Source organism: Arthrobacter parietis, from assembly GCF_039530425.1.
Lineage (GTDB): Bacteria > Actinomycetota > Actinomycetes > Actinomycetales > Micrococcaceae > Arthrobacter_D > Arthrobacter_D parietis.
Genome location: NZ_BAAAON010000003.1, coordinates 163,184 through 177,417 on the forward strand (window position 1 = coordinate 163,184; position 14,234 = coordinate 177,417).

At 63.1% G+C, this 14,234-nt stretch carries 14 protein-coding genes; 7 read left to right on the forward strand and 7 right to left on the reverse strand.

Annotation, left to right across the window (positions count from 1 at the left end; translation table 11 throughout):
* Positions 1-49: 49 nt before the first annotated feature.
* Positions 50-802 (reverse strand): sulfite exporter TauE/SafE family protein, encoded by a 753-nt coding sequence (locus ABFX19_RS12880; protein ID WP_277358616.1) that lies wholly within the window; start codon positions 800-802, stop codon positions 50-52.
* Between the two features lie 51 nt (positions 803-853).
* On the opposite strand from ABFX19_RS12880, the gene ABFX19_RS12885 reads away from it, so the two are divergent.
* The 4 genes from ABFX19_RS12885 to ABFX19_RS12900 all read left to right on the forward strand — a co-directional run bounded on the left by ABFX19_RS12885 (position 854) and on the right by ABFX19_RS12900 (position 5,391).
* Positions 854-1,498 (forward strand): DUF1684 domain-containing protein, encoded by a 645-nt coding sequence (locus tag ABFX19_RS12885; RefSeq protein WP_346028496.1) that lies wholly within the window; start codon positions 854-856, stop codon positions 1,496-1,498.
* Positions 1,499-1,585: 87 nt separating this feature from the next.
* Positions 1,586-2,752, forward strand: coding sequence for a glycosyltransferase family 4 protein (locus ABFX19_RS12890; RefSeq protein WP_346028497.1), 1,167 nt, complete (start codon positions 1,586-1,588; stop codon positions 2,750-2,752).
* Between the two features lie 215 nt (positions 2,753-2,967).
* On the forward strand, positions 2,968-4,425 hold the full coding sequence (locus ABFX19_RS12895; RefSeq protein ID WP_346028498.1) for an alpha/beta hydrolase domain-containing protein: 1,458 nt from the start codon (positions 2,968-2,970) through the stop codon (positions 4,423-4,425).
* A 111-nt stretch (positions 4,426-4,536) separates the two neighbouring features.
* Positions 4,537-5,391 (forward strand): MSMEG_6728 family protein, encoded by an 855-nt coding sequence (locus ABFX19_RS12900; protein WP_277358620.1) that lies wholly within the window; start codon positions 4,537-4,539, stop codon positions 5,389-5,391.
* A 54-nt stretch (positions 5,392-5,445) separates the two neighbouring features.
* Here ABFX19_RS12900 and ABFX19_RS12905 read toward each other — a convergent pair whose 3' ends face one another.
* A complete protein-coding gene (locus ABFX19_RS12905) occupies positions 5,446-6,156 on the reverse strand; it encodes a PIG-L deacetylase family protein (RefSeq protein WP_346028499.1) in 711 nt (236 codons plus the stop codon).
* A gap of 121 nt (positions 6,157-6,277) precedes the next feature.
* Here ABFX19_RS12905 and ABFX19_RS12910 point away from each other — a divergent pair, with 121 nt between their 5' ends.
* Complete coding sequence (locus tag ABFX19_RS12910; RefSeq protein WP_277358622.1) at positions 6,278-7,918, forward strand: stealth conserved region 3 domain-containing protein; 1,641 nt, start codon at positions 6,278-6,280, stop codon at positions 7,916-7,918.
* 26 nt (positions 7,919-7,944) lie between these two features.
* On the opposite strand, the gene ABFX19_RS12915 is transcribed toward ABFX19_RS12910, so the two are convergent.
* A complete protein-coding gene (locus ABFX19_RS12915) occupies positions 7,945-8,856 on the reverse strand; it encodes a phosphodiesterase (RefSeq protein ID WP_404800720.1) in 912 nt (303 codons plus the stop codon).
* 216 nt (positions 8,857-9,072) lie between these two features.
* Between ABFX19_RS12915 and ABFX19_RS12920 the strand changes: the two genes are divergently transcribed.
* A complete protein-coding gene (locus ABFX19_RS12920; protein ID WP_346028500.1) occupies positions 9,073-9,819 on the forward strand; it encodes a M50 family metallopeptidase in 747 nt (248 codons plus the stop codon).
* Here the strand turns inward: ABFX19_RS12920 and ABFX19_RS12925 are convergent.
* From ABFX19_RS12925 to ABFX19_RS12940, 4 genes are read right to left on the reverse strand one after another with little or no spacing between them, the layout of a single operon-like run.
* The gene (locus tag ABFX19_RS12925; RefSeq protein ID WP_277358625.1) at positions 9,816-10,841 is read right to left on the reverse strand and encodes a glycine betaine ABC transporter substrate-binding protein; all 1,026 of its coding nucleotides are present in this window, start codon (positions 10,839-10,841) and stop codon (positions 9,816-9,818) included. The two genes, ABFX19_RS12920 and ABFX19_RS12925, sit on opposite strands and share 4 nt — an antisense overlap.
* Entirely contained in the window at positions 10,842-11,603 is a 762-nt protein-coding gene (locus ABFX19_RS12930; RefSeq protein ID WP_428831053.1) for an ABC transporter permease, read from the reverse strand.
* Positions 11,604-11,637: 34 nt separating this feature from the next.
* Positions 11,638-12,957 carry an ATP-binding cassette domain-containing protein gene (locus ABFX19_RS12935; protein ID WP_346028501.1) on the reverse strand — a complete coding sequence of 440 codons (1,320 nt, stop codon included), beginning with the start codon at positions 12,955-12,957 and terminating at the stop codon, positions 11,638-11,640.
* On the reverse strand, positions 12,950-13,534 hold the full coding sequence (locus ABFX19_RS12940; RefSeq protein ID WP_428831039.1) for an ABC transporter permease: 585 nt from the start codon (positions 13,532-13,534) through the stop codon (positions 12,950-12,952). Before ABFX19_RS12940 ends, ABFX19_RS12935 begins: the two co-directional genes overlap by 8 nt.
* Positions 13,535-13,793: 259 nt before the next feature.
* Between ABFX19_RS12940 and ABFX19_RS12945 the strand changes: the two genes are divergently transcribed.
* Positions 13,794-14,201 (forward strand): hypothetical protein, encoded by a 408-nt coding sequence (locus ABFX19_RS12945; RefSeq protein ID WP_277358628.1) that lies wholly within the window; start codon positions 13,794-13,796, stop codon positions 14,199-14,201.
* Positions 14,202-14,234 lie beyond the last annotated feature (33 nt).

The following is a 14,234-nucleotide window of genomic DNA, read 5'->3' on the forward strand; positions in this document are numbered from 1 at the left end:
CTCGGCGGTGTAGGTCACGGTGACGCCGGTCGTTGGCTCTGCTGGAGCGTCAGGCGAGCAGGTCGGCAAGGCCCTTGATGAGCGCTGTTGCAGCACCGAGGAAGGCGATAACGATGACGGCGAAGCGCGCCTGGCGGTCGTGGATATATCGCGAGAGCCGCTCCCCCGTGAAGATCCCGAGGATGATCGAGACCGGGATCAGCGCCCACATCCAGGTGTCCAGCGGCGGCACCTGCCCTGGGTCGATGAGGAGCTTGACGATCACGGTGACGGATCCGATAACGGCGAAGAACGGCTGCAGCGTGGCGGCGAACGGTCGCTGCGGCCACCGGGAGAGCAACGCGTAGGCGCTCACCGCCGGCCCGCCGACGCCTGCCATGGAATTAGTCAGTCCCGCCGAAAACCCGGCGACCGCCTTGGACCGGTTTCCCGTGACCATCACCGACGAACGCTGCAGCACCAGCGACGCCGTCAGCCCTGCCAGCACGACGGCGGCAACGGTCACCGCCAGCGGCGCACTGGGCAGGTTCACTGCAGCAAAGGAGCCGCCGACCGAACCGAAAACGGCAGGGAACGTCAGCCACCGGAACATGCTCCAGTCGATGTCCTTCCACACCCGGGGCACGATGAGCGTTGAGGACACCACGCCGCAGATATTGATCAGGAGCACCCCCTCGTGCGGGCCGAGGATCAGCACGAGGAACGGTGAAACGAGCAGCGCGAATCCCAGCCCGGCAATGCGTTGGGCAACTGCGCCTAGCACGATGAGTCCGAGGACGAGGATGAACAGCGCTATTGTCACGCTGAATACAGTACGCGCAGGCAACAGTTAAGCTGGAGTTAGGCTGGCAGTATGACTCTCGAAGCGACGGCACTGAACACAGCGGACTGGCGTCGGGAGGTCTTCGCGCTGTATGCCGAAGTCCGTGATGCGGCAGCCGCCGGCTCCCCCGCGCTGGCACACGCTCACTGGCGCACCGGACGCGACCGGCTGTTTGCCGGGCACCCTGCGTCACCGCTCTCACCGGCGGCCCGGCAGGCCTTCGCCGGCCTGAACATCGCACCATATGACCCTGCCTTCCGTTTCGAAGCTGACATTGACGACGACGGCGCCGGCCAGCTGATGGAGGTTCCCACCGGTACCGACGGGGTGGTCCCTTTCGAACGGCTGGGGACGGTTTCCCTTGACGGCGGAGCCTCCGGCGGCGTTGGCCGGCTCGCACTGTGGCGGCTGAAGTCCTACGGCGGCGGGCTCTTCCTCCCGCTGAGGGACGGCTCGTCCGGTGTGGATGGCGGGAGTTACGGCGGCGGACGGTACGTGTTGGACACCATCAAGGGCGCACACCTCGGCGAGCGCGGCGGGCGACTGATCGTCGACCTGAACTTCGCCTACAACCCCTCCTGTGCCTATGACGAGGAGTGGGCGTGTCCGCTCCCCGGCCCGGACAACCGGCTGGACGTTGCGTTGCCGGTCGGCGAGCTGTACGCCGCCTACTGAGTTGTACACCGCCTCCTGAGGCAGAGTTCATTCACGCGCAACCTCCCGCTCGCCGGGTGCACAGAACCCGCTGCCACTATCGGGAGCGTGAGAGTCGCAGTGGTTGCCGAATCGTTCCTTCCACACATGAACGGGGTGACCCACTCCCTGCTGAAGGTGCTGGCCCACCTTCGTAGCCGGGGTGATGACGTGCTGGTGATCGCGCCGTCGTCGTCATGGTTGGACAGGCACTCCCGGGCCGTTTCCGAGGCGCCGGCTTCAGTGGAGGGCTATCCGGTGATCACACTGCCGTCGGTGCCGCTGACCGGGTACACCAACGTGCGGCTGGCGGCCGGTACGGTCTCCAGGGTGCGGCGGATTCTCGCAGCCTTCGCGCCGGACGTGGTCCATGTTGCTTCGCCGTTTGTGCTGGGGTGGCGTGCAGTCCAGGCTGCGGAGCAGCTCGGACTTCCCACCGTTTCCGTCTATCAGACCGAGATTCCCGCGTATGCGGCCCGGTACGGCGTTTCATGGGCCGAGAACCTGTTGTGGCAGCGGGTCGAGAACATTCATCAGGCGTCGACGCTTACGCTCGCGCCGTCGTCGTTCGCGTTGAAGCAGCTCGACTCTCGCGGTATTCCCCGGTTGCGGCTGTGGCGCCGCGGAGTCGATACCGCCCGCTTCAACCCCGTGAAGCGCGACGGCGGCTGGCGGCTTTCCGTGGCACCGGCCGGCACAAAGATCATTGGCTACGTTGGACGCCTCGCCGCCGAGAAACAGGTTGAGGACCTCGCGGGGCTTGACGCTATCCCGGGGACCAAACTGGTCATTGTCGGCTCCGGACCGGCGAAGGAATCCCTCCAACACAAGCTGCCCGGCGCACATTTCGCGGGTTTCCAATCCGGCGAGGACCTGGCAAGGATGATGGCGTCGTTCGACCTCTTTGTGCATCCGGGTGAATCGGAGACGTTCTGCCAGACCATCCAGGAGGCTATGGCATCAGGAGTTCCGGTGATTGCAGTAGGCCGCGGCGGTCCGCTGGACCTGGTTGATTCCTCCCGGACCGGCTGGCTCTACCCGCCGGGTGAGCTGGACCAGCTCCACGCGGGTGTGATGGACCTGCTCGGAGACGACACGAAGCGCCGGGCTTTCGGCCGTGCAGCGTATTCCGCGGTGCAGGGCCGCACCTGGCCCGTGTTGTGTGAGCAGCTCACGTCCTACTACATGGAGGCGATCGAGGTACACCGGTCGGCGCCGGTCAATACCCTTTCTTAGAAACGCACGTATGTTCAGTTGTCTTGTTCGGAACCCGTCCGGTTCATTACGTTACGAACACTGCTGCTAATTCAGACAAGCGGCTCAACGATCACAAGGGAGTAATCGTGCAAAGGTCTACTGGGGCGTCCATCGTGCTTTCGCTATCTCTGGCCGCAACAACTTTCGGGGCAGTGAGTATGCCTGCCGGCGCGGCCGAAGGCCGAGAGGATCGAGTGGCAAGTCACGCACTTGAGCGGCGAACTCCAATCCCGGATGTGGCGCTTTTGCCGACATCCGAGGAGTCCTATCCGTTCGGCGGTGCGGAGCATCAGCTGGTGCCCGAGGATCTGTCGAAGCAGGGCTATGTGGAAGAGGAATTCCTCGCCAGCGGTAAAGCCAACGTTTACAGCTGGCCGGCTCCGGGACCGGCTGTCGTTCAAACAACCGATGCGCCCTATACAACGCGTGTCCTGGTCAGGAAACCGGCTGACGATTCGCACTTCAGCGGCAACGTCGTTGTGGAGATGCTCAATCCTTCCAATCTCTTCGATCTCAATATCGGCTGGGCGATGACGAGCAGGCAGATTGTCGAGAATGGGGATGCCTGGGTTGGCATCACAGCCAAACCGATCTCCGTTGAAGCCCTCAAAAATTTTGATGCTGAACGGTACGGTTCATTGTCGTTCGCCAATCCGCTTCCGCTGAGCGATCCCCGCAACTGTCAACAGGTAGCCGCCGACAGCTCGAGAACGACCGAAAACGGTTTGGTGTGGGACATCTACAGCCAGGTCGGTGCATGGTTGCGCAGTGATGCCCCTACCAATCCCCTCGCCTATGGCGGGGAGGCCACGCTCGTCGAGAAAGCGTACGGTTTCGGCTATTCACAAACCGGCGGGTATTTGGCCAATTACATCAACGGCGTCCAGCCGCATGTGGTTGCGCAGGATGGTGCACCCATCTACGACGGCTACATCGTGGGCGTGGCCGGCGGTGCCTTTGCCGGCGCCTACCCGATGAACCAGTGTGAGAGTGCGCCGCCGGCAACTGATGAGCGCAGGCAATTTACCGATGTGGGTGTTCCGATTATGCGCATCATGTCGCAGTCGGACTACCTGTTCGGGATTGGTTCACGCAGGCCGGACAGCGATCTTCCCGGCGACAAATACCGCCACTACGAGATGGCCGGCGCTGGCCATGCCACCCCGGACGAGTTGTACTTCTCCGCGGCTCCCGAAGACATCATCGCGGCCGGCCGCACTGTTCCGCCGATGAATTGCAACGAAGGTCCACGCAGCCGTTTCCCGAGCTCCATCTTCTTCAACGCTGCGTTGAAGAACCTTGATCTGTGGGTACGGGAAGATATCGCCCCTCCCAGCGCGGATCCCATTCTCGTCGAGAACGGATCTCCTGTTCTGGACCAGTTCGGCAATGTTCAGGGCGGCCTGCGATCCCCGTTCCTGGACGTCCCAACCAGTACGTGGTTTGGCACAGCGACCGGTGCATCGTTTTGTTTCATAGCCGGCTACGAGCGCCCCTTCGATGAGGACACGATCAACAGCCTCTACCCGACTCACGGATCTTATGTGAAAGCGGTGAAGGAGAATGTGCGGGAGCTGGAATCACAAGGATTCCTGACCAAGGACGATGCGCGGTCCCTCCACCAGCAAGCCGCGCAGGCAGATATTCCATAGGCAGGGAATCATCGGGTAGGCAGCAGGTGACCGCGTTCAGCGATTGCACGCTCGCTGCCTACCCGGTTCCTTGATAGTCAGCACACTGAGCAAATATGGCACACTGGCCGCATGCAGACGTTCCTGCCCTACCCGGACTTCGCAGCCAGCGCCGCCGTGCTCGACCAGGCTCGGCTCGGCAAGCAGCGGGTTGAGACACTGCAGATCCTGCGCGCGCTGGTTCTGCCCGACTACGGTTGGCGCAGCCACCCGGTCACGAGGATGTGGATGGGCTACGTGCCCGCCCTCACCGTGTATGGCCTGGCGATGGTCCGCGAATGGGTTTCGCGCGGCCACGCGGACAGCACTGCGCCGCTGATCAGCGAGTTCGCCCCTGATTCCGCCGCAGCCTTCGAAGCGGGCACTGGCCCGGAACCTGCCATGCCGCCGTGGCTGGGCAGGCCGGAGATCCACGTCAGCCACCAGTCCAACCTGATCCAGAAGGCACCCGAGTTCTACCGCGAGCGCTTTCCCGGCGCACCGGAGGAACTGCCGTACTCGTGGCCGGAACCGGAGCTGGAACTTCTACCCGTCGAGCCGCTTGGTGAGCGCCTCTGGATCTGGCACGGTCCGATCGACACAGAGGACGGCGATGCGCTCCTGCTTCCCGGCCACCCGCCGGCTGGGCGGGCGGTACCCAAATGGTCCCGGCAGTACGCCGCGTTTACCGAGCTGGCGCGCGAGGGGGATGCTGCCGCCGTCGTAATGGAGGGTGGTGCCCGGTTGCAGCGGGGCACTCTGGGCCCGTTGTCCATTGACCGGGAGGACAGCAAAGACAACGACGACGGCGCGCCGGGCACCGCGCGGCGCCCCATCTCCCTGTCGGGTTGGCTTCGACGCAGCGACTTCGAGTATCCGGCGCTGCTGCAGGACCCGCGGCGGTTCTATGCGGTGGAAGCGTCAGCCGCATCAGCCGGTCCCGAATGACGCCGTCTTCGGGAGCGCTGTTATTTCCGCCCGGTCAATGGTGAATCGATCTGCCTACAGCCCGTACAACTCGAACCCCACCGCAGGGGTGCCGCTGTCCCCGGAGTTCCGGCTGGTGGCCCAGCGAACCTGTTCGGTTGCCTGCTCCTCAACGGGCCTGCTGTCCAGCGCCTGCAGATACCTTGAGTGTGCGGCGAGGGAGAGAATGGCCTTCTCGATGCTCTCTTCGCTGACCTGCACGGCGTGCGTGGGGTTCATGCTCAGGATCGCGGTCCATTTCACCTCGTGGCGGGGGCCTTCAAGGTCGGGGAAGATCCACTCGTTGGCGGCGTCGGCTACCGCGTTGAGCACTGACCGGCCGAGCGCCCGGTGATCCTCAGAGTTCCACTTGCCCGGGCCCCAGGTATCCCGGTGATTGAGTGTGACGATGCCGTCCGGCCGGTGTCTGCGGATTGCTGCAGCCAGGTCGCGTCGGAGGTCGAGGGATTCCGTCAGACGGCCGTCCGGGTAATCCAGAAATTCCAGCACGTCTACGCCGACCCGGCAGCATGCCGTGCGCTGTTCACCCTCACGCAGCGGGCCGCTTTCCTGCGGCGGGAGACCGGCGATCCCGGCCTCGCCCCGCGTTGCCAGCACATAGCTGACCTCTTTGCCCTGCGTGATCCATTCGGCCACTGCGGCGGAGGTGCCGTACTCGGGGTCATCCGGGTGAGCCATCAGCACCAGCGCGCGCTTCCAGTCGGTCGGGAACGGTTCCAGGGTCACAGTGCTCCTTTGCATGGGGTCCTTCCACTGCAGTGCATCCCTTCAGGGATTGCCACGGGCAAGCCGGGCTGCTTGTAGGCAGGCTTATCATTGGAGCAGCAGCCGTGCAACCAATCTGCGTATGCACCGGCAACACCGCACTTTGTTGAAACCGTTGGAGGATCCCATTACAGATACCGCCGCCCAGCATGATGTGTACTTTGGCGCCCCCGAAGTCGAGAATGACACCGAGCTGCTTGAGTCTGCCTCCAGCGCCGCCGTTGCCAGGCTGAATGACCGCGATGACATCACCACGGTCAAGCGACGGTTTGCGCTCATCAATACGGAAACAACACCGCACCAGGCAATGGTGGAGGACCTGCTGTTCATCCGCGAGGCGCTGGAACGCGCCGGCATTGAGTATCTGCTGGTGCGCGGTAATGATGAGCGGCCCGTCGTTGCCGTCGACCTCAAGCACCGCGAACGCCTAAGGGCGGCGCTCGTCGAGGCTTGCCGAAACGAGCCCTTCTACTCACGCACGGTGGACACAAAGCGCCGCACCACCCTGCTGGTGGCGGACGGCGCCCTGTCCCCGAGTGAGAAAGCCCGGATCTTCCGGCTGTTCCGTCCCCGCATTGAACCGATCGGCGGGCTCACGTTCGGCCCTTCGGCAGGTGTGCAGATAGAGCTGTGGTCCCTGGACGGAGACCGCATTGAGCTGCCCATGGAGAACTCACTGACTCGGCGCACCCTGCCGTCGAATGAAGTGGTGCGCGGCTCGGTCACCCGTCACGGCCTGGTCTGGCCGACCATCGACAACATGTTCGCAGACCACGCGACGGACATCGACTTCGAAATCGACCTCGTCTTCACCTGGGTGGACGGCAGTTCGCCGGAGTACCTCGCGGCCCGTGCTGCCCGTATGCAGAACGTTGTAGTAGGTGAGGGTGATGATCATGAGGCCCGCTACCGCCAGATCGACGAGCTGAAGTACGCGCTGCGCTCCGTCTACATGTTCGCTCCGTGGATTCGCCGCATCTTCATTGCCACGGATTCCGAGCGTCCCGGGTGGCTCGCTGACCACCCATCGGTCACGCTGGTTCCCTCCGTGGAGCACTTCAAGGATCCGTCCGTGCTGCCGACCTATAATTCGCAGGCCGTCGAGTGCCAGCTGCACCATATTCCGGATCTGTCCGAGCATTTTCTCTACTCGAATGACGACATGTTTTTTGGCCGCCCGGTGGGGCCGGACATGTTCTTCTCCCCCGGCGGAGTCACGAAGTTCATTCAGGCGGACACGCGCATCGGGCTGGGTGAGAATGATGCTGAACGCAGCGGCTTCGAGAATGCGGCACGCGTGAACCGCCGGCTTCTTCACGAGCGCTTCGGCCGCATCACCACCCGGCACCTGGAGCACACCGCGGCGCCCCTACGCAAAAGCGTCATGGAGGAGATGGAGAACGAATTCGCAGAGGAGTTCGCTGCCACGGCGGCGTCGAAGTTCCGCGCGAAAGACAACATCTCGGTCACCAATTCGCTGTACCACTACTACGCACTGCTGACCGGCCGGGCTGTGACGCAGGAATCAGCGAGGGTGAAGTACATCGACACCACCATGCGCTCCGGGTTGCGAAAGCTTCACAAGCTGCTGGACAAGCGCAACATGGACCTGTTCTGCCTCAATGACGGCAGCTTCCCGGAAATCCCGGCGGAAGAACGCGCCCGCGCTGTGACCGACTTCCTCGAGAAGTACTTCCCGGTGAAGGCGCCCTGGGAGAAGTAGGCCTGGGGAAGTAGGCCTGTGCGCCTTCAGACGCCGGTCAGCGTCCTGGCAGGTGCTGCCTCGGCAATCTGGACTCCGGCTGCCTCCAGGCGCCTGCGGGTCTCCTCGCGCGGAACGGTCTCGCCGACCGCTGTATGGGTGCCGATAGGCACCACTGAGTGCACCACCGTGTCCTCATACACGTGAACCAGATTGTAAGCCTGGGCTCCGTCGCGACCGCGGGTGCCGCCGTCGTCGTAGGTGAGGTCCTGGGTGTAACAGGTGGCGGACGCCACCGAGACCGGGATGCCCGCGAACAGCGCGTTGGTTGAGTAGTGCAGGTGCCCGGCCAGGATTGCGCGGACATCCGTACCGCGAATGACGTCGGCAAGCCGGTTTTGGTCGCGGAGTTCCACGAGGACCGAAAGGTCCTGGATGCACGGAACCGGTGGGTGATGCAGGGCCAGGATGGTGCCGTAGGGAGCCGGCGTGAGGAGTTCATTGGCCAGCCAGACGAGCTGTTCGTGGCTGATCTCGCCGTAGTGATGGCCCGGAACGGTGGAGTCCAGTGTGATGATGCGCAAGCCGTTGATCAGGTAGCTGCGGTCAAGCGGGGTTATGTCCGCGGGCTCGTTGAGCAGTTCGCTGCGGAGGGTGGCGCGGTCATCGTGGTTGCCCATCGCCCAGATGACCTCGGCGCCAAGCTTGTGGGCCGCCGGTTCGACGATGTTGCGGAGCTTCACATAAGCCTCGGCCTCGCCCTTGTCCGCCAGGTCTCCGGTGAAGACAATTGCCTCCGGCCGGGATCCGGACGCCTCCAGATCGGCGAAGATCTGGCGTAGCCGCGCTTCGCTGTCCACCGACCCGTAAAGGGGTTCCGGACCACCCACCAGATGGGTGTCGCTCATGTGCAGGATGAAATGTTGCGGCCGTGGGTGCTCGGCCGTCCGGAAGTTCATGATCGCCTTCTCGATAGAGCTCGACTAGCTTTCACTTCATTTAACCTTCATCAAAGCAGAGGCATTCCTACCTTGGGATGAACGTCACACGGCGAGTCCGTTAATACTTTCCCGTCCTGTGGTGAGAGGAATTCGGATCCGGTGCCTCGACGGATTGCTGCTTCCTCTCGTGATCCTCGCACTACCTTCCCAGCGCCGTCACGTAGCATTCCGCAGGTGGAATTATTGGCGCAGTGGTGGGATCGGATCGTTGCAGGCTTCAGCAGGAGCCAGCCACCCGAACTGACCTTGACCGAACTGCTGATCATTCTGCTGGCCGCCGCAGCCCTCTCCATTCCCAAGGCAACGTGGCGCTACTTCGGGCTGTTCAGCACCGTGGTGCATGAACTGGGACATGCGTTCGCCGCCCTGATGACCGGGAGCCGCGTGACCGGAATCCGGCTCAATTTCGACCATTCCGGACTGACCACGTCGCTCGGCCGTCCTGGCTGGCGCACAGCGTGGGCAACTTTTTGGGGGTACCCGGTTCCCGCCGTCGTCGGCGCAGTTCTGGTGTGGGCTGGATGCGCCGGCTGGGCGCCGGCCGCGCTTTCGGTAGGCGCCCTGGTGCTGCTGCTGTCACTGCTGTTCATCCGCAATGCCGGCGGCGTACTCATCCTGCTCGGAGCAGTGGCGGTGTCCACCGTGCTGGTGGTGGCCGTTCCCGCCGAATTCAGCGGCCACGCGGTCGTTGCCCTCGGAGTGGCGCTGCTGGTCGGCTCGGTCCGTGACCTCGGCAAAGTGGTCTCAGTCCATGCACGACGACGGCGGGACCGCGGACAGTCCGACGCCTACCTTCTATACCGCTCAACCGGAATCCTCAGCGCAGTGTGGCTCGCGCTGTTCGCCGTAGTCATCGCGGGATCACTCGCTTGGGCGTGGTTGGTCGTCAGCGCAACCGGGCGCCTGGCGATTTCGCTCTAACCCTCCCCGAGCGGCCCCTCCGGCTCGGTGATGAAGCCCTGCTCCACCATGAAATCAAAGGCAACGTCAGCGGGTTCTTCACCCTCAACGTCCACGCGCAGATTCATTGTCCGCAGTGCTTCGTCGGTGAGCGTGGGAGCAACCTGCGCGAACACCTCGGCGAGTTCCGGATGCTCCTCGAGCGTTTCCGTGTAGTAAACAGGAGCGGCGTTGTAGGCCGGGAAGAACCCGCGGTCGTCTTCGAGGATGGTCAGGTCGAGGGCATCGATCCGGCCGTCCGTGGAGAACACCTCACCGAAATTGCACGCCCCGTTATCGGTTGCGGCATAGATGGCTCCGGTGTCGTAGATGTCGATGTTGTCCTCCGGCACGCCGGTCGGAGTACCTCGGGCCATCCCGTAGTGCGCAAGCATCGGGGTGAGCCCGTCAGGACGCGAGTTGAACTCGGCCTCGACGCAGAACGTGCGTTCCTCGACGGGGATCTCGGCAATTTCCGAGATTGTGCTGATGCCGCCCAGTTCCTCGACCGCTTCGGAACGGATAGCCATCGCGTAAGTGTTGTTCAGCGGCGCCGGCTCGCCCCAGGTGAGTCCGTTCTCCAGATCCGCCTCATACACGGCCTGCCACTGCTCCTGCTGGTCAGGGATCCCCCGGTCCTTGCCGAGGTAAGTCAGCCAGGCGGTGCCGGTGTACTCCCACGTGACGTCGGCCTGGCCGGACAGCATCAGTTCCCGGACCGGCTGACTGCCCGGCACGTTGGTCAGGTCAGTCACGTCGAAGCCGGCAGCCTGCGCGGCGAGAACGCCGATTTTGCCGAGAATAAGCTGCTCCGTGAAGTTCTTGGACGTCACGGTGAGCGGTGCCCCGTCAACCACTTCGGTAATGCTGCCCGGTCCGGCCGCCGGTACATAGGACGTGGCCGGTTGCAGGCCGCACCCGGTTGCCAGCAGCCCGGCAGAAAGTACGACGGCGGTCGCCGCACTTTTGCGCGCAGCGGCCGGGAGAGAGAATGATTTCAACATCTAGAGTCCCTTCGGACGGGCGACATGTTCCACAACACGCCCGATCCAGTCGACAAGAAGTGCAAGCAGCGCCACCAGGATCGATCCTGCGATCAGCACATTGGTAAGGCTCAGGTTCACGCCGGTGACGATGAGGATGCCCATGCCTCCTCCATTGATGAAGGCGGCCAACGCTGCGCTACCGACCAGCAGTACAAGCGCCGTTCGGATTCCTGCGAGCATCACCGGCACCGCCAACGGGAGCTCCACTTTGAACAGCACAGCTACCGCGCTCATCCCCATCCCTTTGCCTGCTTCCACCAGCCGGGCGTCCACCTGGGTGATGCCCACCATGGTGTTCCGCAGAACGGGAAGGATCGCGTAGAGCACCAGCGCTATCACGGCTGCAGTAAAGCCGAAGCCGACAGCGATTGCCAAGAGCACAACGAGGCCGATGGCCGGCGCTGCCTGGCCAATGTTCGCGACGGCGAGCACCGGCCCCGTGAATTTCTTCAGCGGCGCACGTGTGAGCAGGATGCCGAGCGGGATGGCGATCAGCAGTGTGATGACTGCAGACACGGCGGTCAGCGCCAAGTGGTCGATCGCGTATCCGAAGAGTGCATCCGGAGCGAGGGTGATCAGCTCCGTTTCCGAAAGATCTGCAGTCAACAACCAAATGACCACCGCGGCAAACACTGCGGCGATACCTGCGAGCTGCAGGATCAACGGCCGCCATGATGGGCGCTTCACCTCGGAGTGGACGTTGGCGGCGTCCTCGGACAGAGGCTCCTGCGGCGCTTCCGGCTGAACTGTTGAGCTACTCAACGGGACGCTCCCCCGGGTTGGATGACGGGACGTTGGATGACGACGCAGTGGAGGTCGATGTGTGGGATGACGACACACGGACCGTGTCCAGCGTCCCCGTGTTGATCCCCACCGGACGTCCGTCTGAATGCGCCGTCATGGCGTGCTTATGCGCCCGGGTGATCGCGTCCATCACCGTTTCGACATCGATGACCCCAAGGAACGTATCCCGCCTCCCGGTCACCAGTGCAGCTCCGGCGCTGGACACGAGCATGGTGTCCAGCGCGTCATTGAGCGTGGCACGGTCACCGACCACGGGAAGCTTGGCGTCGACGTCGTCACTCACGGTTTCCAGCCGCGAAAGCTGGCGGCGCGTGAGCCACTGGATGGGCCGGCGTCGTCCGTCAACAACCACGGCGTGGTTGTGGCCGGCTTCATCCAGCCGGGACAGGACGTCGCTGCCGAGATCACCGACAGTAGCGACGACGGCGTCCGCCAGTTCCACTTCGTTGACACGGGTCAGCGTGAGCTGCTTCAAACCGGCTCCTGAACCGATAAAGTTTTCAACGAAATCGTTGGCCGGGTCAGCGAGAATCCGCTCAGGGGTGTCGTACTGGACGAGCTGCGCTCCCTCGGTGAAGATCGCAATCCAGTCCCCGAGCTTCACTGCCTCATCGAAGTCGTGCGTGACGCAGACAATGGTCTTCTGCAGTTCTTCCTGAATGTTCAGGAGCTCATCCTGGAGACGCTGACGGGTGATGGGGTCCACAGCCCCGAACGGCTCGTCCATAAGGAGGACCGGCGGGTCGGCGGCGAGCGCGCGTGCCACACCAATGCGTTGCTGCTGCCCACCGGAAAGCTCTTTGGGGAAGCGGTCGCGGTAGGTTGCCGGATCGAGGGATACAAGCTCCAGGAGTTCGTCGACGCGGGCAGCGATCTTCTCCTTGCTCCATCCAAGCATCTTCGGCACAATCCCGATGTTGGTGGCGACCGTCATATGGGGGAAGAGCCCGCCAGCCTGGATGACATAGCCGATCCGCCGTCGAAGTGCGTCGCCATCGATGTCCGTGACGTCGTCGTCGTCCAGGACAATCCGGCCCTCGGTAGGTTCGATGAGCCGGTTGATCATCTTCAGGGTGGTGGTCTTGCCGCAGCCGGATGGGCCCACCAGCATGACGATCTTGCCGGCCGGGATCTCCATGGTGAGTCCGTCAACGGCCGGCTTGGCCTGCCCGGGGTAACGCTTGGTCACCTTGTCGAGCAGAATGCTTGCACCGGTAACTGCATTTCCGTTTGCGGCGGTATTTTTGGGCTTTTCGATGGTGTCAGACACGGATACCTCGCGGGGTTGTGATGCGGCCGAGGCCGACGAGTAGAAGGTCAAGGATGAGGGCCAGAATGATGACGGCTACAACGCCGGTGATGACCGACTCGAGCGAATTTGCGCCGCCCAAACGGGACAGGCCGGAGAAAATGAAACCGCCGAGACCGGGCCCGAGGGCATAGGCGGTGATGGCGGCGATGCCCATCACCATTTGGGCGGAAACGCGGATCCCGGCAAGGATCACCGGCCAGGCCATAGGCAGCTCCACCTGAACCAGCGTTCGGAACCTGCTCATCCCAATCCCACGGGCGGATTCGATGACGGCCTTGTCGATTCCCGTCAGTCCTACGACGGCGTTGCGCAGTATGGGCAGGGCGGCAAAGAAGGTGACCACGATGACGGCCGGCGTGACACCGAAACCGAACGGCGCGATCAACAGGCCGATCAGCGCGAAGGACGGGATAGTGAGCCCGACGGCGGAAACGCTGTTGGCCAGTGACGTGAGCGCACCGCTACGGTACACAAGCGCCGCAATGACCACCGACAGTATGGTTGCGAGGATGAGGCACTGAACCACAAGGCTCATGTGTTGCCATCCCGAGAACAGGATCTGATTGAACCTGTCACCTAGAAATTCCAACACATCAAGACCTTCTTCACCGTAGTTACGTAGCTTTTATCCGCTGTTCGCAAGGGAACCGTCGACCACCATAAGCACGTGAAGGTCAAGATAACGTCACGCTGAGATCACGGAGCCATCACTATTGGAGGTGGAAACACTGGCGGCCGGTACCGCCCGGACGTAGGCTCAAAGGCAGTCAACCCAGTTCTTCGAAGGAGTTCCGATGAATCTCAGTCACATCCCCCTGCGACTCAGCACGGGAGCGTTTATTCTCAATTCCGGCATCACCAAGAGGGAACTCGATCGGGACACCGCAGCTTACTTGCAGGGCATGGCCGCGAACGCTTTTCCGCAGGTCAAGCAGCTGGAACCGGAGAAGTTCGGCAAGGTGATTTCCGCCGTCGAAATCGGTCTAGGCGCCGCGCTTCTGGTGCCGTTCGTTCCCAGCCGCCTGGTGGGGCTGGGTTTGGCCGCGTTCTCCGGCGGTCTGCTCGCGATGTACTTCCGCACTCCGGGAATGACCCAGGATGATGCCGTTCGTCCCAGCCAGGAGGGGACGCCCGTCGCGAAGGACGTGTGGATGTTCGGAATCGCGCTCTCCCTGATCATCGACGGCGGGCGGAAACGCTAGTCCCGGCGCCGCCGTTGGGCGCCGCTGACGCAT

Coding starts and splice junctions, on each gene's coding strand:
- ABFX19_RS12885 (WP_346028496.1), top strand. CDS start 854: ATGACTCTCGAAGCGACGGCACTGAACACAGCGGACTGGCGTCGGGAG.
- ABFX19_RS12900 (WP_277358620.1), top strand. CDS start 4,537: ATGCAGACGTTCCTGCCCTACCCGGACTTCGCAGCCAGCGCCGCCGTG.
- ABFX19_RS12910 (WP_277358622.1), top strand. CDS start 6,278: ATGCACCGGCAACACCGCACTTTGTTGAAACCGTTGGAGGATCCCATT.
- ABFX19_RS12915 (WP_404800720.1), bottom strand. CDS start 8,856: ATGAACTTCCGGACGGCCGAGCACCCACGGCCGCAACATTTCATCCTG.
- ABFX19_RS12925 (WP_277358625.1), bottom strand. CDS start 10,841: ATGTTGAAATCATTCTCTCTCCCGGCCGCTGCGCGCAAAAGTGCGGCG.
- ABFX19_RS12940 (WP_428831039.1), bottom strand. CDS start 13,534: ATGAGCCTTGTGGTTCAGTGCCTCATCCTCGCAACCATACTGTCGGTG.
- ABFX19_RS12945 (WP_277358628.1), top strand. CDS start 13,794: ATGAATCTCAGTCACATCCCCCTGCGACTCAGCACGGGAGCGTTTATT.